We start from the raw sequence: 17,654 nt of genomic DNA on the forward strand, positions 1-17,654 counted from the left end.
GCTATTTTTTATAATTTTCGAGTAGAATCTCTCTGGCGGAGTTCCGTCTTGATGACCGTAGTCCTATAAGCATATTCTTCGTCTTTGCTTTCCAGTTTTTCGATAAGCATTTTAGCTGCTTCTTCGCCAATCTCAATACCATGCTGGCTGATTGTAGAAAGACTTGGCGTCAGTCTTCGCGACCAGACTCCATCCGCAAATCCAATTACAGAAAGTTCTTCGGGAATCTTGATTCCTTTTTTGATAGCCATCTTCATAGCCATGGTCGAAGCGTGTTCGTCTAAGCCAAAAATTCCGTCAATCTCCTGATTGTCGATCAGGTCTTTCAACCTGAAATCAAACTCATCTGGATTATCAGTCCGTATAATCAAATCTTTATTTATAGTAATATCATTATCATTTAATGCTTTCACGTAGCCTTGCGCTCTCAGTTTGGCTACGCTTAGATTGTCGATAGAAGTAAGCAATGCGATTTTTCTACATCCTAATGTTATCAGATGGTTCACGGCATTTACCGAAGAATCGAAATCATCAACGATTACCTTGTCGCAATTTACTTCGTCAGAGATCCTGTCGAACATTACGATCGGAATGCCTTCGGAAATAATCTCTTTAAAGTGCTTAAACTCCTGCTGTTTCTGAGTTTCTTCCGAAATAGACAAAATAAAACCGTCAATCGTTCCATTGCTGAGCATGTCCATCGTATGAATTTCTTTCTTTAGCGATTCGTTAGAAATGCAAGTAATCACATTATAGCCTTTTTCATTTGCCATCTTTTCGATACCACTGAAAACCTTCGCAAAAAACGGATTCAGAATATTAGGAATAATAACTCCGATAGTTTTGGTGCTGCGATTTTTCAGATTGATGGCGATGTTATTCGGCTTGTAATTTTTAAGCTTCGCAAATTCCTGAATTTTAATTTTTGTAGGCTCGCTAATTTCCGGGCTGTTGCTCAACGCTTTAGAAACTGTCGAAACAGATACATTTAATTCTTTGGCTATTTGCTTTAAAGTTGCTTTTGGTTTCATCATTTTCAGTATAAAAGAAATGTAAAGTAAGTGAAAAAATAGAAAATATTCTTAAAATTTACAGTAAACTTAAAAATAGAAAGACAAAAACTACGGCACATTATTCGGAATTTTTAAATACTAAAGACTAGTTTATTTCATGCCAAGTACTGCTGGCATTCTTCGCACGCCTGTGCAAACTAAAAAATTAGCAATAAAAAACATCTTCATACAAACAATTACATAGCAAAAACAATTTTCACATTGTAATTATATAAAATTTTATCAAAACCGCCAACATAATTTCAACGTAAGTAGTCTACATAGATTCCCAACGGGAACCTAAAATCAACCCGATTAATTATTAACCTTTTAAATGTCTACTTATGAAAAATGCAGTAACTGTAAAAGAACAGCTTACTTCGGAAACCAACCGAAGAAGCTTCTTAAAAATCAGCGGACTCACGATGGCGGCTACAGGACTACTCCTCACGGGCTGCAGCAACGATGATGATTCTGAAAACAACGGCCCGTATGCTCCAGGAATACGCAATGGCGTATTTGATCTAGGAAGCGGCGATCTGGGAGTTTTGACGTATGCGTATGCGCTGGAACAACTTGAAGCCGATTTTTATACGCGAGTTGTCAACCTCAATAATTTTGGAGCACTGTTCAATTCCGAAGAACAACAAGTACTTTCTGATTTATATGCCCACGAGGTAATCCACAGAGAATTCTTCAAGACGGCTTTGACAGGAGCCTTGAGCAATCCTTCCACACAATTGCTACCAACACTGGAATTTGATTTCAGCACCGTAAACTTTGGCAGCAGAGATTCTATCCTAGGAACAGCTAAAGCTTTAGAAGACACAGGTGTTGCCGCATATAATGGAGCAGGAAAACTAATTACAAGCGCTGACTATTTATTATTAGCAGGGAAAATTGTTTCTGTCGAAGCACGACATGCATCCGCGATAAGAAGCTTAATCAATCCAAATTCGGATGATTTTGCTGGCGATGATATCGTAAGTGCATCAAACGGACTGGATGTAGCCAAAAATCCATCACAGATACTTCCTGTAGCGGGTAGCTTTATTACGACAGAATTTTCAGCCGTCTACCTACCTTAAATACTAACCAACAAAAATTTAGAAATTATGAATCTATTAAAATTTATAGAGTCCTTCACTGATGAAAACTTCATGAAAAGCACGGGCTCCAGAAGAGATAGTTTTGGACAGTTCGGACAATTGGGCAAAAATTTAGCCCTTGCCTCTATTCCATTAGGATTGGCAGCATTCACTAACAAAGCCTTTGCTTCAGATATAGGTCCGACACCAAGCACGCCAATTGGAGCGCTCCAGCTTGCCCTCACGCTAGAATATCTTGAAGATGAATTTTATCGCTTAGGATTAGAATCTGGCGTTATTCCAACAGGAGGAAGAGATGAAAAAGTATTCATGCAGATTGCACAACACGAAGCCGACCATGTGGAATTTCTGATTGCCGGACTCGGAGCCAATGCTGTTGCCAAACCAACATTTGACTTTACGGTCGGAGGCGCGTTTGATCCTTTCAATGCGACAGGAATAGGAAATGCCGCCGCATACCAACAATTTTTGATATTGGCACAAGCATTTGAAGACACCGGAGTAAGAGCCTACAAAGGCCAGGCCGCCAACCTTATATCGACACCTGATTTACTGACGGCCGCTTTGCAGATTCATTCCGTTGAAGCGCGCCATGCATCAGAAGTAAGAAGACTACGAGGGCTCAAAGGATGGATTACCGGAAACCAAAGAGGAACTGGAATGCCGTCTGCAACTCAAGCCGTTTATGATGGAGAAGAAAATGTAATGCAGGCTGGATTTAATACGAGCACAGTAAGTAATGGCTCATTAGGGCCTGCTATTCCAGGAACGGCAGGATCAGAATCTTATGATGAACCTTTGACTACACAACAGTCTGTCAATATTGCCAATTTGTTTATTGTATAAACCATTTATCCCTAAAATCCAGCAAACCATCTAAGCGTATTTTTAGATGGTTTTTTTGTTTTTAAATAAGCCGACACTCCTACTGAGCCATTAAACCAAAAATAATCCGTAGATTTGCCTTCTCCATTTATAGATTTTCAATCTGATAATCAGCCTCTAAAATAATCTTTTATAGGTGTTTGCATTTAAAATAAATTATTGTACTTTTGCAACCCCTTTATTGGGGATGGAATGTTTAATTAAAATAAATTATTGTGAACACATTAAGCTACAAGACAATTTCAGCTAACAAAGCCACTGTAACTAAAGAGTGGATTGTTGTTGACGCTGAAGGTCATAACTTGGGCCGTCTTGCTTCAAAGGTCGCTATGATCCTTAGAGGTAAATACAAACCAAGTTATACACCGCACGTGGACTGTGGAGATAACGTAATTGTTATCAATGCAGAAAAAATCAACCTTACAGGTAACAAAATGGATGACAAAATCTATATGCGTCATACAGGATACCCAGGAGGACAAAGAACTTTAACTGCTAAAGTATTACAGACAAAAAATCCAGCTACTTTAGTGGAAAAAGCAGTAAAAGGAATGTTGCCTAAAAACAAATTAGGAGCACAACTTTTCAGAAATTTAAATGTTGTTGTAGGTCCAGAGCACAAACAAGAAGCTCAAAAACCTAAAACTGTTAACCTTAACGATCTTAAGTAATGGCTACAATTCACAAAATCGGTAGAAGAAAAACCGCTGTTGCTCGTGTTTATGTTACAGAAGGAACTGGAAACATCACGGTAAACAAAAAAGAATTTACAACTTACTTCCCGACTGCAACTTTACAGTACAAAGTATTGCAACCTCTTTCTATGACTGAGAACGCATCTAACTTTGACGTAAAAGTAAACGTTTATGGTGGTGGTTCAACTGGTCAAGCAGAAGCTGTAAGAATGGCATTAGCGCGCGTAATGTGTGAAGTAAATGCTGAAAACAGAGCAATCTTGAAACCAGAAGGTTTATTAACTAGAGACCCAAGAATGGTTGAACGTAAAAAATTCGGTCAGAAGAAAGCTCGTAAGAGATTCCAATTCTCTAAACGTTAATATTACCGTCTTTTCTGTATTGGAAAAGACCTCGTTCATTTATTATTTAAAAACAATGTTGTTATTCCCTGCCGAGGCAGGAAATTAGTTTAGCATCTAAATGAAGCCTAAAGCCTAAAGCTCAGCTTAAAGCCAAAAAGGAACATTGCTAATTCAACAGAACGTAAACTATTACATTAAAATGGCAAACAAAGTAGAAGTTAAAGAATTACTAGAAGCAGGTGTTCACTTCGGACACATGACTAGAAAATGGGATCCAAACATGGCTCCTTACATCTATATGGAGCGTAATGGAATTCACATTATCAATCTATATAAAACTGCAGCTAAAATCGAAGAAGCTAATGAAGCTTTGAAAAAAATCGCTGCATCTGGTAGAAAAATATTATTCGTTGCTACCAAAAAACAAGCAAAAGATATCGTAGCTGAAAAAGCAGCTGCTGCAAACATGCCTTACATCACTGAAAGATGGCCAGGTGGTATGCTGACTAACTTCGTAACTATCAGAAAAGCGGTTAAAAAAATGGCTTCTATCGATAGAATGAAGAAAGACGGTACTTTCATGACATTATCTAAAAAAGAACGTTTACAGGTTGATCGTCTTCGTGCAAAATTAGAGAAGAACTTAGGTTCTATCGCTGATATGTCAAGACTTCCTGCTGCATTGTTCGTTGTAGACATTAAAGCTGAACACATCGCAATTAAAGAAGCTCAAAAATTAAACATTCCAGTTTTCGCAATGGTGGATACAAACTCTGACCCAAGAGAGGTTGATTATGTAATCCCTGCAAATGATGATGCTTCTAAATCAATCGATAAAATTTTATCTTTAGTAACTACTGCTGTTATCGAAGGTCTTTCTGACAGAAACACAACTTCTGAAAAAGAGACTGAGCAGCCAGTTGGCGAAGTTGCAGACGCTCCAAGCGAAACTGTAGAAACTTCAACAGAAGAATAAATTAAATTAGAGTTCCAATTTTTAAATTCCAATTCCAAATAAATTACAATACGTTGATAATTTAATAAACTTGGGATTTGGAATTTAAATCTTGGAATTTTTTATTTTTAACCCTTAAAAAAAATACTAAAATGGCAACTATAACTGCTGCAGATGTAAATAAATTAAGAACCTTGACTGGTGCAGGAATGATGGACTGCAAGAAAGCTCTTGTTGAAGCTGACGGAGATTTCGATCTAGCTATCGAAAACCTACGTAAAAAAGGTCAAAAAGTAGCTGCTAACAGATCAGATAGAGAATCTACTGAAGGTGCTGCTATCGCTGTTGTAAATGCAGACAAAACTGCTGGCGTTGTGATCTCATTGAACTGTGAGACTGACTTCGTTGGAAAAAATGAAGGTTTCGTAAAGTTGGCTACAGATTTGGCTAACCTTGCTTTAAACTTCCAAACTAAAGAAGAATTTTTAGCTGCTGATTTCAACGGAATCACTGTTGCTGATAAATTGATCGAGCAAACTGGAGTTATCGGAGAAAAAATCGAAATCGGTTCTTTCGAAAGATTAGAAGGTGCTTTCGTTGGATCTTACATCCACGCTGGCAACAAAATCGCTACTTTAGTTTCTCTTTCTGCTAATGTTCCTGGTGCTGAAGAAGCAGCTAGAAACGTGGCAATGCAAGCTGCTGCTATGAACCCAATCGCGTTAGACGAGGCTGGTGTTGATGCATCTATCATCGAAAAAGAAGTAGAAATCGCTAAAGACCAATTGCGTCAAGAAGGAAAACCAGAAGCTATGCTAGATAACATCGCTAAAGGTAAAATCCAACGTTTCTACAAAGACAATACTTTAGTAAACCAAGACTACATTAAAGACGGCGCTGTTAGCGTTTCTGGATATGTAAAATCTGTTGACGCAAACTTGACAGTTACTGGTTTCAAAAGAGCTGCTTTAGGATAATCTTCTAAAATAGTTCCACATATACAATCCCGCTTCCAACCGAAGCGGGATTTTATTTATATTTGGATTAAAATCTGAGCAATGGAAGAAAAGATAAGATGTAGATGGTGTATTGGCGATGCGTTATACGAAAAATACCATGATGAAGAATGGGGCGTTCCTGTATATGACGACCAAAAACTATTCGAATTCTTAATCCTAGAAACATTCCAAGCCGGATTAAGCTGGATTACCATACTCAGAAAAAGGGAGAACTTTAAAAAGGCCTTTGACAATTTCGATTATAAAAAAGTCGCTAACTATGATGAAGAAAAAATCCAAGATCTTCTCCAAGACATCGGAATCATTCGCAACCAGCTAAAAATCCGTTCTGCCGTTACCAATGCAAAAGCCTTTATGGAAACCCAAAAAGAATTTGGAAGCTTCTCTAATTATATTTGGAAATTCACAGATGGCAATCCCATCATAAACCGTCCAAAATCACTATCTGAAGTTCCAGCCACAACACCGCTTTCTGACAAAATCAGCAAAGATTTAAAAAAGAGAGGATTTAAATTTGTAGGTTCGACGGTAATTTATGCACACATGCAAGCCACAGGAATGGTCAATGATCACATTGAGGCATGCTGGACAATGAAGTAAGTCATTATTTGGATTTTAAAATCGCAATAAAATCTTCCCTAGGAATCTCTCTTGCTCCCAAGCTTTCTAGATGATCATTATGAACTTGGCAATCCAAAAGCTTATAATTTTCTTCCTTTAACTTTTTTACTAAAGAAATGAAGGCTACTTTCGAAGCATTAGAAACTTTAGAAAACATACTTTCTCCGCAAAAAATATGGCCTAAATCGATTCCATAAAGTCCGCCAACAAGAATATCTTCTTGCCACACTTCGACAGATTTTGCAATTCCCATTTCATTTAGCTTTGAATAGGCTTCAATCATTCCGTCGGTAATCCAAGTTCCACGCTGTCCATCTCTTTTGATAGAACTGCAATTTGAAATTACTTCTTTAAAATTTTGGTTGAATGTTACTTTAAAAACACCTCTGTTCAGTATATTTCTCATGCTTTTTGAAACCGAAAATTCATTCGGAAACAAAACCATTCGTTCTTCAGGCGACCACCAAAGAATTGGCTCGTCTTCATCAAACCATGGAAAAATACCGCTCTTGTAGGCCAAAAGCAGGCGTTCTGGTGACAAATCTCCGCCAATAGCTAAGATACCATCCTCATCCGTTTCATTTACTGGAGGGAAAAACAATTCTTTGGTAAGGAAATACATTTATAACTTATTTTACTTCATAAAAAAACCGCAAGAATTTCTGCGGTTTTTGATACTTCTGCTTTATTTATTAGAAAGGCAAATCGTCGTGCTCTTCTTCTTTAAAATTATTTGCTGGTTCAAAAGCTTCTCTTGCCGGCATTGGAGGAACTTGAGCAGAAGGAGCCTCGGCTTGCAGTTTTTCGATTCTCCAGCCTTGAATGCTGTTGAAATATTTAGTTTCTCCTTGAGGATTTACCCACTCTCTGCCTCTTAGGTTGATTGAAACCTTCACAGGCTCACCTACTGAATAGTTATTCAATAGATCGCATTTGTCCTGCGTGAATTCAATCATGATATGTTGCGGGTATTGCTCCTCAGTAGTAACAACCAATTCTCTTTTTTTAAATGACGCACTAACTTGCTGTTCGGCATTTATTACTTTAACTTTTCCAGTAACTTCCATAATCTCTATTGTTTTTGTTTATTTATATGGCTTGTAATTCAGCCCTTTCATTATATTTTTTCAGAGAGCAGCACTTTCCATGCAGCAATCACTTCATTATTATCCAAGTATTCTTTTGCTTTCAAGTGTACTTTTTCCTGATCATCGGAACTCAAAACGCCTTTGACGGCAAAATTCTGATTTACAAATATAGCAACTTCTTCGCTTGTAGGCAATGCTTCAACGTTGCCTAATTTACCTAAATCATTGCCGTCGAAAATCGGACTATTTTTTATAAAATCTGGTATTTGGTCAACACCGATTCCTAATGTGGTCAATGGCTTTTCAACTTCAAACAATCCCATATTTGAACGCGAATACCAATTGCCGCCTAGCCTAGAGATCAAGTCAATTTTATATTGATCAACAGCACCATTTTCATCCAAAATCTTCTCATCAATATGCATTTTTACAATCTCACAGATAATTAGATTCCCTGCACCGCCTTCGCTTCCAAGACTGATAATTTCTTGTATCTTACATTCAAATTGAACGGGAGATTCTTTTACACGGAAAGGCTTTACCAAATCAGACGGAATTGGTGTAAATCCGGCTTTTAAAAATTCATTTACACCATTGCCATATTCTGTACTCGATAGGGAAGCCTGCTGCACCATATCAAAATTGACTACATTAATCACAACTTCTCGAGTAGCTTCGGCATTGATCAATGTGTGCTTTATCGTATTGTCGCGGACACGTCGGGAAGGCGAAAAAACTAAAATTGGCGGGTTAGCGCTAAAAAGGTTAAAAAAACTAAAGGGCGATAAATTCGGATTTCCGTTACGGTCAACAGTACTTGCAAAAGCAATCGGCCTAGGGCCTACTGATCCTTGAAGATAACCCTGTAATTTTGCTGTCGAAATTTCTTTCGGCTCTATACTAATCATAAAATTCTCCGTTTAAACAAAAGTAATAAATTGAATCATAAGGAAAGAATGAAGTATTTAAGACTTATAAACAGTTTAAGATTTTGACTTTGTTTCTTTTGCTTATATTTATACCTCAAAATAAGATTTATGCAGTTTTCTGAAAAAAGAAATGTCACGCGATGGATCATCATCATGATCTCTTTCATCATAATTTCTCTCATCCTTTGGAATACCTATACTTTTTTCCAAATTTTTAAAAATGAAGAGCATCTAAAAATGCAGATTTGGGCGACTTCATTAAAGACAATCAATAAGGCCGATTTAGAAAATGACGACATTGAATTACCAAGGCAGATTGTAGACAAAAACACTACCATTCCTATCGTGCTTACTGATCAAGCCGGAAATATTATGGGAATGCGAAATATCGACGAAAAAATCGCGAATGATTCTATTAAAGCCAAAGCCTTTTTCAAAAATTTTAAAAATGAAAATGAGCCGATTCCGATAGAATACCTGCCAGGAGAAATCCAGTACATTTATTATGGAAATTCTTCACTTTTGAACAACTTAAAATATTATCCGATTGCGCTGTTTCTTATTTTAGTCTTGTTTGGATTACTTATCTTCAACTTTTACCGTGCCAGCAGAATGGCAACACAAAACAAGCTTTGGGCGGGTATGGCGAAAGAAACTGCACATCAGATAGGCACGCCGCTTTCTTCATTGCTGGGCTGGATTGAAATCATGAAAGCTGATAATGTCGACGAAACAACGGTAACTGAAGTCGAAAAAGACATTTTCAGGTTGCAGACCATCGCTGATCGTTTTTCAAAAATTGGTTCGGAACCTGTTTTAGAAGAAAAAGATATTATTGCGGAAACAGAACAGTCCTATGATTATCTAAAATCAAGATTTTCGAATCAGATTAATTTTTCTTTCAAAGCTCCAGACCACGCGATCATGACTTCCATCAACCCAATATTACACAGCTGGACGATTGAAAATCTTGTTAAAAATGCGATTGATGCCATGAAAGGAAGAGGAAATTTATCTATTGTCATTGAAGAAGATTCTCGCTTCGTAAAAATAAAAGTAACCGACACTGGAAAAGGAATTCCTAAAAAACAATTCAAGAGGATTTTCGAGCCAGGATTTACGACTAAAAAGCGTGGTTGGGGATTAGGACTTTCGTTAACCAAAAGAATCGTAGAGGAGTATCATGACGGAAAAATAAAGGTCTTTTCGTCAGAAACAGGAAAAGGCACCTGCATGTTGGTAAGTCTGAGGAAACTCTAAAAAGAAACAGCCGCAAATTCAATATTTACTGAATCTACGGCTGCAAATATTTTAAAAAAAAGATTATAAGTTGGCTGCTATCTCTTTTGCCAATACTTCAAATTCTTCTTGGGTTAATTTTACTTTATTCTGGAAACGCATTTCGTCCATTTCATTTAACGGAATTAAATGTACGTGCGTATGCGGAACTTCCAAACCAATAACGGCTACACCTACTCTTTTGCAAGGAACTGTCTTCTCTATGGCCTTGGCTACTTTTCTAGAAAATTTCATCAATCCCAAATAATGCTCTTCGTCCATATCAAAAATCTTATCGATTTCTTTTTTTGGAATGCATAACGTGTGTCCTTTAGCATTTGGATTTACATCCAGAAAGGCAAGATAGTTTTCGTCCTCGGTAATTTTATAAGCTGGAATTTCTCCGTTGATTATTTTTGTAAAAATTGAGCTCATTGGTTCAGAATTCTGGGTTAAAACTTAGTCTCTTGAGATTTCTAAAATTTCAAATTTCAAGATACCGTTCGGCACTGTAATTTCGGCTATTTCGCCTACTGATTTCCCTAGCAATCCTTTTCCGATTGGAGAAGTAACAGATATCTTTCCTGTCTTAAGGTCGGCTTCACTTTCAGCTACCAATGTATATTTCATTTCCATGCCATTTGATTGGTTTTTGATTTTCACATTTGACAGCACCAATACTTTGGAAACGTCAAGCTGCGATTCGTCAATCAGACGGGCATTTGCATAAACTTCTTCTAATTTTGAAATTCTCATTTCAAGCAAACCTTGGGCCTCTTTAGCCGCATCGTATTCTGCATTTTCAGACAAATCCCCTTTATCTCTAGCCTCAGCAATTGCTTGAGACGCTTTTGGGCGCTCAATACTTTTTAGCTGTTCTAGTTCCTCTTTCAATTTTTTTAAGCCTTCTGCTGTATAATAAGATACGTTACTCATAATTTCATCGTTATATATAAAATAGAAAAAATCCCATCACGACGGGATTTCTTTCCACAAAGATAGTATTTTTAATTCAAATCGATATTTATATACTATTCGTATACAAAACCAAAGTTAATTAAATTAAATTTGTTTCTACAAATTATACAATGGAATTTTTAAGATGAAAAAGATTATTGCCCTTTTATTTATCAGTATCGCAATTGCAGCATGCTCTGACAGCAATTTCAACAATAGAAACCCTTATATTCCGAATTATTCTTTTACCGTTGAGATCAATACCAATCTCCCTTTGTATAGTGATCTTCAATACACCGGAAATGGCAAGCTGATTACGCTAAATGGCGCAGGTGCTAACGGCATTATCGTTTTTAATGCCGGATCAGGAAATTTTAGGGCTTATGATGCCAGTTGTCCTAACCAGTATCCTAGCAGCTGTTCGCGTTTAGAAGTAGAAGGCATCAATGCTGTCTGCCCATGCGATGATGTGGCATACAGCTTGTTTACAGGCCTTGCGGATGCCGATGTGGAATACCCTATGAAACCTTACCGCGTTGAAGTAAACGGAAACATCATCCGAGTTTATAACTAAAAATGCCTCGAATTTATCTTGAAACAAGAATTTCTGCACCTATAGAGATTGTATTTGATTTGTCAAGAAGCATCGATTTGCATAAAATTTCAACTGAGCATACCAAAGAAGAAGCGATTGCCGGCAAAACTTCCGGATTAATTGCATTAGGCGAAACAGTGACTTGGCGTGCAAAACATTTAGGATTTACTCAAAATCTCACCTCTAAAATAACAGACTATAACTATCCGTTTTTCTTTGCAGATGAGATGATTCAAGGAGCTTTCAAAGAATTCCGCCATGAGCATCTTTTCGAGCGTCATGAAAATACGACTTTGATGATTGATGTTTTTACGTATCAATCTCCTCTTGGATTCTTCGGAAAATTAGCCGACTTCGTTTTCTTAAAAAAATACCTCAGCAATCTGTTAGAAAGAAGGAATCTTATCATAAAGGATTTTGCAGAGTCAGAAAAATGGCAAAAAGTATTGAAAGAAAAAAAGCCCGACAAGTCATGATAGATTTGCCAGGCTTTGGGAAAAATAATTAAAAAACTTCTCTTTTAAAACTTCAAGGTCATTCCGGCCAAGAAATTAATTCCGGCTTGCGGATAATATCCAGCGCCTTCCATTGTTGTTATAGTACCTGGATTTGAAAAATCATCATCATACGTATAGAAATAACCATTAGACTCGTATTTGTAGTCAAAAACGTTGTTTACTAAACCTGAAAAAATGATTGATTTGAAAACAGAATTGGTTTTGATTTCGTAAGAAATATTAAAATCGCTCACAGAATAACTTTCTAATTTTGATCCTTTAGAATCAATATTTCCCATATACTGATCTCCAACAAATTTCGTCAGAAGAGAAACTTGCATGTTCTTGATGGGTAAAAATGTAATTGCATTCCCAACGATCACATTAGGCGAAAAGGCGATATTCGTATTTCCTAGTTTCTCTAATGCGCCATCTCTTTGGAAGACAAAATCTTCATTTTTGTTTGTGCTTACAGTTACATTCGGGCGGAAAATCCATTTATCTGCCACAAAAAGAGTGGCATCAATTTCCAATCCAAGCCTATAACTTTCTCCGCTATTTTGACGGATAGGCGCCCCAACATCATTCAAAGCTCCAGTCAATACCAGTTGGTCTTGGTATCGCATATAATAACCGTTCACATTCAGTTTTGTCTTTGGCGCATTGTACCTCCATCCTAGCTCAAAATCGTTAAGTTTTTCAGGTTTTGGATTTCCAGACTCGTAATCGCTTCTGTTGGGCTCTCTGTTTGCTCTTGCATAAGAGAAATAGATATTATTTTCATCGTTAACGATGTAGGTAATTCCTGCTTTCGGATTGAAGAAATTAAAATTATCATCTACAGAACCTGTGTCTGCTCCTTTGGTCTTATAGCCTACATTTCTGTATTGTAAGTCTCCGAAAAGGCTCCAATTTTCATTAAACTTGTAATTTACTTTTGCAAAAACGTTGAAATCGGTTTTTGTAGAAAAGTCATCATAATATTTGAAATTGTATTCTGGCAAAATGAAGCTTCTTGTCCAAAGAATATTCCCGAAATGCTTGCCTTCATATTTGTTCCAGCCGCCTCCAAGTATGAAATCGAACTTCTCATTTTTATAATTGGCAGAAAATGTCGTTCCATAAAAATCGTTATCAAGCCATTTTCTACGAATCAAGTCGCTTGACTCGATCAATTCCCCTTCAACAACTTGCGGTTGAATTCCATATTCGGATAAATCTTCGTCTACTTTATAGTTTTCATAATAGCCTTTCCCTTTAGTGTAGTGAAAAGCCAGATTCGTACTCCAGTTGTCTGAAAAACGCTCATTCCAGTGTAATTGGTAGTGATCTTGGTTGTAATTATCCGTTTCATTATCATAGAAACGCGTCACGCCATTGTCATCGACATATTCTCCGGAAGTATTATAAGTCCTGTCATTTTCAAGCTTATCTGGATCTTCCAGCCCATTCCAAGCTTGATATGTTTTTTCTTTTCCTCCAAAAACCAATGCCTTTATCAGGGTTGTTTTTCCTATGTAAGTCCCTTGAAAAAAGTAAGATTTCAGGTCTGACGACGCTCTATCGATATAACCATCTGATTTGATATTAGAAACGCGCCCAGCCAGTTCAAAATGATCTTTTATCAATCCGGTGCTGAACTTTAAGGTATGCTTTCTAGAATTAAAGCTTCCGAAAGAATTGGAAATTTCGCCATTTGCTTCTGTTGCATAGGAATCTGTCAGCAAGTTTAAACTAGCACCAAAGGCTCCGGCTCCATTTGTAGAAGTTCCGACACCACGCTGCAGCTGTATATTCTGGACTGAAGAGGCAAAATCAGGCATATTTACCCAAAAAGTACCTTGCGATTCAGAATCATTATACGGAATTCCGTTAAGCGTCACGTTAACCCTTCGGGAATCGGAACCTCTCACACTGATGGCAGAATATCCGATGCCGTTACCCGCATCCGACGTAATTACTACTGATGGCAGATAGTTTAGCAAAGCTGGAATATCCTGACCTAAATTCCTAGATTCTAATTCTTTTTTGCTGATGTTGCTGAAAGTAACTGGCGTTTGCGCCGTAACACGGACAGCGGAAACCAAAACCTCATCGAGATTGTTGGTTTTTGTGGTGTCAATAACCACTTTTTCTTGAGCAAAAAGAGATCCTGATGTAAAAAACGCAAGTCCTAAAAGAGTTCTTGCATGAAGAAAGGATCCAGACGTATGATTTTGACTACGGTTTTTGTGCCTGTCTTTCTGTCTGGACTCATTTTTTTTGAATAAAGTTTTCATTCGTAAATTTTCTTACGAATAAAAGGGGCAATTATTCTATTGTTTAAATTAATTGATTGTACTTAACGACAAATTTTAAGCGTGCACTCGAAAAAAATGTCGTTTCATCCCTTGGCAGCATTACCCGCCCAGGTTCCTTGGGTATAATCTCAGCTCGTTATTTGGAGCACCCCTTTGAGACGGGGCAAAGATAGAAAAGTATTGAGACAATAGTCTCTATAATTCATCTTTTTTAATCAAAAATCAGGTTTTCTTCTGGATTGCTTCTTCTTGGAAAGATTTCTTTTGTTTTGGATGCGTTTTTTGATTACAGATTTTGGCACTTTCGTGGCTTTGCGTTCTTTTGGAATGATTAAATTCTCTCGAAGCAGTTGAAGAAATCTCTTAACAACAATTTCCTTGTTTTTTAATTGACTTCTGTCTTCATCGCAATTCAAAATTAGTATCTTATCGTTAGTCAGTCTTGGCGCTAGTTTATCTTCCAGAAGGGTTATTTCTTCCTCTGAAAGCGCTTTTGAGTTCGGCAGATCGAAAGACAGCACCACTTTAGAGGAAACCTTGTTGACATTCTGTCCTCCCGCTCCGCTGCTTCTGACTGCTTTAAATTTTAATTCTGATATGATTTTTTCGGTATCCACTAGTATTGTGGCTGATGCGCCGGTTTCAATAAGTCGTTAACTGTTTTTACTGGATTGAAAGTAATCAAAGGCACTTCTACAAAAATAGTAGTCCATTTTGCCATAGCGCCATTCCATAGTCCCGGCAGTTCATACGCTTTAATCGGCTTCCCATTTTTATTTTTTTCTACGATAAAACCGCTGTCAATATCAACAAATTCTTTGAGGTCAAATTTTTCGCCTCTATAATTTTTTGTACCGCAGACTAAGTCAACTGGATTAAAATGCGTCGAACTAGCCAGCAATTTGGCTTGTGTCGGGTTTTGAGTATCAATCTGCGATGATTCGACAATCTGCAAAGAAACATTTCCTTTTTTATCTCTTACCCAAAACGGCCCGCCTCCTGGCTCTCCTTCATTTTTTACCATACCGCAAACACGAATCGGCTTGTTGAGAATTTCTTGAAGATATACAACCTTATTCTCCCTAGTATATTTCTGAAAATCTGCAGTTATAGAAATCTGCAGCTTTGTCTTTACAAATTCTACGATCTCATCAATCATTTCCTTTTGGATATTTTCAGCAGACAAGATTTTAAGAGAGGCGAAAATTTTTTCCTGAAATTCCAGCAAGATGCCCGCCAAAGCTTTCTTGTACAATCCAATAGTCTGTATATGATTCTGGATTACGTTATCAATGTTTTTTATGAAAATAATATCGGCATAAAGCTGATTTAAGTTTTCAATCAAAGCGCCATGTCCTCCCGGTCTAAAAAACAATCTTCCGTCGTCTTGACGAAAAGGATTATTCTCTAAGTCCACCGCTAGCGTGTCTGTCGTTTTATGCTGGTAAGAATAATCGACGTGAATCTTTATATTTGAATTTGCTTCAACTTTAGGCTTGACCTCGTTTATAATCCGATCGAAAGAGTCTTGATGTTCTTCTGAAATGGTAAAATGCAGGTTGGAAACATCATTAGAAGAAGCGTAAAAACCGCTCTCATTTAAATGTTCTTCGATAGGCGTTGCAATATAATCTCCATATTGATGAAAAGGCAATACGGCTTTTGGTTTTGAAGCAAAATCAAAATGACCTAATGACAAGAGGGATTTTATAAAATAAAAAACTCTGGTATCTTTGTCCCATTGCTTGTATTCTGGATATTTGGACTGGGTGTATTCTAAGACTGCTTTATGAAAGGGAAATTTTTCTATTCCGATTAAAAAAATAGAAATGGAACTGCAATGTTTTCTGTTGATATACGCATTGATTGTTTCGCTTCCGAGCTTAAACTCATTAATAAATTCGCTTAAAAACTTGAACATTCTGCTAGCAGCGCCGGATGCTGGAACAAATTTCTGAAGCTTGAGATTGTTCTTTTTAGAATCGAATAGATTAGAATAATATATCGCTTCACTTTCAGACAAAGGCATTATTCCGTTAGCAATGGAAGCCGGCTTTTCCAATATCGCTTTTGGAATTCCGACGTTAAATGTCTGTAGTTGAGCCGCTACATCATCAACACTTATTCCTTGGTTGTAAATCTGAATGAAATCATAGGGAGTAAAGCCTAAAGCTTTTATTTTTGCTAAATCTTTAAGAATCGTAATCGCTTTTTCAAGTCTTTCTTCCTTGCTTCCTGTAAGCAAAATGTAAGGTTTTTTATTTTCAATTAGCGCTTCTTCGAATTTCTGCAATAGCATTTCACGTTCGTCTGGCTTATCGCGCAAATCGTCTTTTTCGAAAGGAACATCGATATCTGTGAGAAAAAACAGTTCGTATTTATGTTTTCGTGCAGCCTTATCCAAAGCAGGATTACAAAAACCGTAATAGATTTCCGAAAACACTTTAGTGCACATCAGATTGGTGTCTGCAAAAAGATAGTTACCTGTAGTATTGGCCAAGGCTTGATTCTCGAGCTTCATTTGGCCTATTGCAATCGGAAGCAAGTCTTCTGGTTCGCAAATTTGTTGCGAGCGGTCCCATTTTTCTTGTAGGTACTCGCGAGCGAACTCTGGAATCCAAGTGGATTGAAAGTGCTCTGCTAATTGTTTTGCCAATGTAGTTTTCCCGGTAGATTCCGGTCCGTACAATGCTATTCTGATTTTATCTGTTGCCTGCTGTTTAAGATTTTCCTCCATTCTATGTAAGCTAAAATAGCCAAAATTGTAAAAATTACATACTGCAATGCCAACATTCCCAAATCCCTATAGGCATACAATGGGACAGCGATGATATCTGCTATGATCCACAGCGTCCAATTTTCAATCTTTTTCATTGCCATATACCACATGCCCGTAAAAAACAATCCTGAAGTAAAAATATCGATATAGTTTTCAGGCTTGATTTCTTTGCCAAACAAATGGTACACAAAATATGTTACAACAATAGTAAGAAAAAATAATAATACTCCAATAGCTTTTTGCTTCCTATTCGTTCTCGAAATTTTTACGACATAATCGTTTTCCTTCATTCTTGACCAGTTAATCCAGCCATACACACTCATTATCGAAAAATAAATATTAAGCGTCATATCGGCAAAATAACCTGCTTTATAAAGAAGATAAACAGTGATGACCGTGGCTATAATTCCTGTTGGATAGACCAAAATGTTTTCTTTCTTGGCATAATATACGCTCAATATGCCAAAAACAAAAACAATGGCTTCGAGAATAATATCGAGGGTCGGTTTGTCTTTATAGGCTTCGAGAAAAAAATCAATCATTATATTTTG

Annotated in this window: 20 protein-coding genes; 10 read left to right on the forward strand and 10 right to left on the reverse strand. The window is 37.1% G+C overall.

Annotated features, from left to right (window positions below; all coding sequences use genetic code 11):
- Positions 1–8: 8 nt before the first annotated feature.
- Positions 9–1,031: a LacI family DNA-binding transcriptional regulator gene (locus GGR22_RS05425; RefSeq protein ID WP_182493513.1), complete on the reverse strand. Its 1,023-nt coding sequence runs from the start codon at positions 1,029–1,031 to the stop codon at positions 9–11.
- Positions 1,032–1,396: 365 nt separating this feature from the next.
- Between GGR22_RS05425 and GGR22_RS05430 the strand changes: the two genes are divergently transcribed.
- From GGR22_RS05430 to GGR22_RS05460, 7 genes are all read left to right on the forward strand, one after another.
- Positions 1,397–2,140: a ferritin-like domain-containing protein gene (locus tag GGR22_RS05430; RefSeq protein WP_182492853.1), complete on the forward strand. Its 744-nt coding sequence runs from the start codon at positions 1,397–1,399 to the stop codon at positions 2,138–2,140.
- A 27-nt stretch (positions 2,141–2,167) separates the two neighbouring features.
- Positions 2,168–3,007, forward strand: a complete 840-nt coding sequence (locus tag GGR22_RS05435; protein ID WP_121375328.1) for a ferritin-like domain-containing protein — start codon at positions 2,168–2,170, stop codon at positions 3,005–3,007.
- 254 nt (positions 3,008–3,261) lie between these two features.
- The gene (rplM, locus tag GGR22_RS05440; RefSeq protein WP_121375329.1) at positions 3,262–3,717 is read left to right on the forward strand and encodes a 50S ribosomal protein L13; all 456 of its coding nucleotides are present in this window, start codon (positions 3,262–3,264) and stop codon (positions 3,715–3,717) included.
- Positions 3,717–4,103: a 30S ribosomal protein S9 gene (gene rpsI / locus GGR22_RS05445; protein WP_121375330.1), complete on the forward strand. Its 387-nt coding sequence runs from the start codon at positions 3,717–3,719 to the stop codon at positions 4,101–4,103. The genes rplM and rpsI overlap by 1 nt, the downstream gene beginning before the upstream one ends.
- Positions 4,104–4,284: 181 nt before the next feature.
- Positions 4,285–5,061 carry a 30S ribosomal protein S2 gene (gene rpsB / locus GGR22_RS05450; RefSeq protein WP_121375331.1) on the forward strand — a complete coding sequence of 259 codons (777 nt, stop codon included), beginning with the start codon at positions 4,285–4,287 and terminating at the stop codon, positions 5,059–5,061.
- 131 nt (positions 5,062–5,192) lie between these two features.
- Positions 5,193–6,017 carry a translation elongation factor Ts gene (gene tsf / locus GGR22_RS05455; RefSeq protein ID WP_182492854.1) on the forward strand — a complete coding sequence of 275 codons (825 nt, stop codon included), beginning with the start codon at positions 5,193–5,195 and terminating at the stop codon, positions 6,015–6,017.
- Between the two features lie 81 nt (positions 6,018–6,098).
- Positions 6,099–6,659, forward strand: a complete 561-nt coding sequence (locus tag GGR22_RS05460) for a DNA-3-methyladenine glycosylase I (RefSeq protein WP_182492855.1) — start codon at positions 6,099–6,101, stop codon at positions 6,657–6,659.
- Positions 6,660–6,663: 4 nt separating this feature from the next.
- On the opposite strand, the gene aat is transcribed toward GGR22_RS05460, so the two are convergent.
- From aat to GGR22_RS05475, 3 genes are all read right to left on the reverse strand, one after another.
- Positions 6,664–7,302, reverse strand: coding sequence for a leucyl/phenylalanyl-tRNA--protein transferase (gene aat / locus GGR22_RS05465; RefSeq protein WP_182492856.1), 639 nt, complete (start codon positions 7,300–7,302; stop codon positions 6,664–6,666).
- Positions 7,303–7,372: 70 nt separating this feature from the next.
- On the reverse strand, positions 7,373–7,747 hold the full coding sequence (locus GGR22_RS05470; protein ID WP_121375335.1) for a DUF3127 domain-containing protein: 375 nt from the start codon (positions 7,745–7,747) through the stop codon (positions 7,373–7,375).
- A gap of 50 nt (positions 7,748–7,797) precedes the next feature.
- On the reverse strand, positions 7,798–8,676 hold the full coding sequence (locus GGR22_RS05475; protein ID WP_182492857.1) for a flavin reductase family protein: 879 nt from the start codon (positions 8,674–8,676) through the stop codon (positions 7,798–7,800).
- A 129-nt stretch (positions 8,677–8,805) separates the two neighbouring features.
- Here GGR22_RS05475 and GGR22_RS05480 point away from each other — a divergent pair, with 129 nt between their 5' ends.
- A complete protein-coding gene (locus tag GGR22_RS05480; protein ID WP_182492858.1) occupies positions 8,806–9,957 on the forward strand; it encodes a sensor histidine kinase in 1,152 nt (383 codons plus the stop codon).
- A gap of 63 nt (positions 9,958–10,020) precedes the next feature.
- Here GGR22_RS05480 and GGR22_RS05485 read toward each other — a convergent pair whose 3' ends face one another.
- Positions 10,021–10,410, reverse strand: a complete 390-nt coding sequence (locus GGR22_RS05485) for an HIT family protein (RefSeq protein ID WP_121375338.1) — start codon at positions 10,408–10,410, stop codon at positions 10,021–10,023.
- Between the two features lie 24 nt (positions 10,411–10,434).
- Positions 10,435–10,911, reverse strand: a complete 477-nt coding sequence (gene greA, locus GGR22_RS05490) for a transcription elongation factor GreA (protein WP_121375339.1) — start codon at positions 10,909–10,911, stop codon at positions 10,435–10,437.
- 166 nt (positions 10,912–11,077) lie between these two features.
- On the opposite strand from greA, the gene GGR22_RS05495 reads away from it, so the two are divergent.
- Both GGR22_RS05495 and GGR22_RS05500 read left to right on the forward strand, forming a co-directional pair.
- Positions 11,078–11,506, forward strand: coding sequence for a Rieske (2Fe-2S) protein (locus GGR22_RS05495; RefSeq protein WP_182492859.1), 429 nt, complete (start codon positions 11,078–11,080; stop codon positions 11,504–11,506).
- Between the two features lie 2 nt (positions 11,507–11,508).
- The gene (locus tag GGR22_RS05500) at positions 11,509–12,003 is read left to right on the forward strand and encodes an SRPBCC family protein (RefSeq protein ID WP_182492860.1); all 495 of its coding nucleotides are present in this window, start codon (positions 11,509–11,511) and stop codon (positions 12,001–12,003) included.
- Between the two features lie 44 nt (positions 12,004–12,047).
- Here the strand turns inward: GGR22_RS05500 and GGR22_RS05505 are convergent, their stop codons facing one another.
- The 4 genes from GGR22_RS05505 to pnuC all read right to left on the reverse strand — a co-directional run bounded on the left by GGR22_RS05505 (position 12,048) and on the right by pnuC (position 17,645).
- Complete coding sequence (locus GGR22_RS05505; protein ID WP_182492861.1) at positions 12,048–14,303, reverse strand: TonB-dependent receptor; 2,256 nt, start codon at positions 14,301–14,303, stop codon at positions 12,048–12,050.
- A 236-nt stretch (positions 14,304–14,539) separates the two neighbouring features.
- Positions 14,540–14,941 (reverse strand): alternative ribosome rescue aminoacyl-tRNA hydrolase ArfB, encoded by a 402-nt coding sequence (gene arfB / locus GGR22_RS05510; RefSeq protein WP_182492862.1) that lies wholly within the window; start codon positions 14,939–14,941, stop codon positions 14,540–14,542.
- Positions 14,941–17,061 (reverse strand): DUF4301 family protein, encoded by a 2,121-nt coding sequence (locus GGR22_RS05515; RefSeq protein ID WP_182492863.1) that lies wholly within the window; start codon positions 17,059–17,061, stop codon positions 14,941–14,943. Before GGR22_RS05515 ends, arfB begins: the two co-directional genes overlap by 1 nt.
- Positions 17,016–17,645, reverse strand: a complete 630-nt coding sequence (gene pnuC, locus GGR22_RS05520; RefSeq protein ID WP_182492864.1) for a nicotinamide riboside transporter PnuC — start codon at positions 17,643–17,645, stop codon at positions 17,016–17,018. The genes GGR22_RS05515 and pnuC overlap by 46 nt, the downstream gene beginning before the upstream one ends.
- Positions 17,646–17,654: the final 9 nt, after the last annotated feature.

Origin of the sequence: Flavobacterium gossypii, from assembly GCF_014138495.1 — a bacterium.
GTDB classification, from domain to species: Bacteria; Bacteroidota; Bacteroidia; order Flavobacteriales; family Flavobacteriaceae; genus Flavobacterium; species Flavobacterium endophyticum.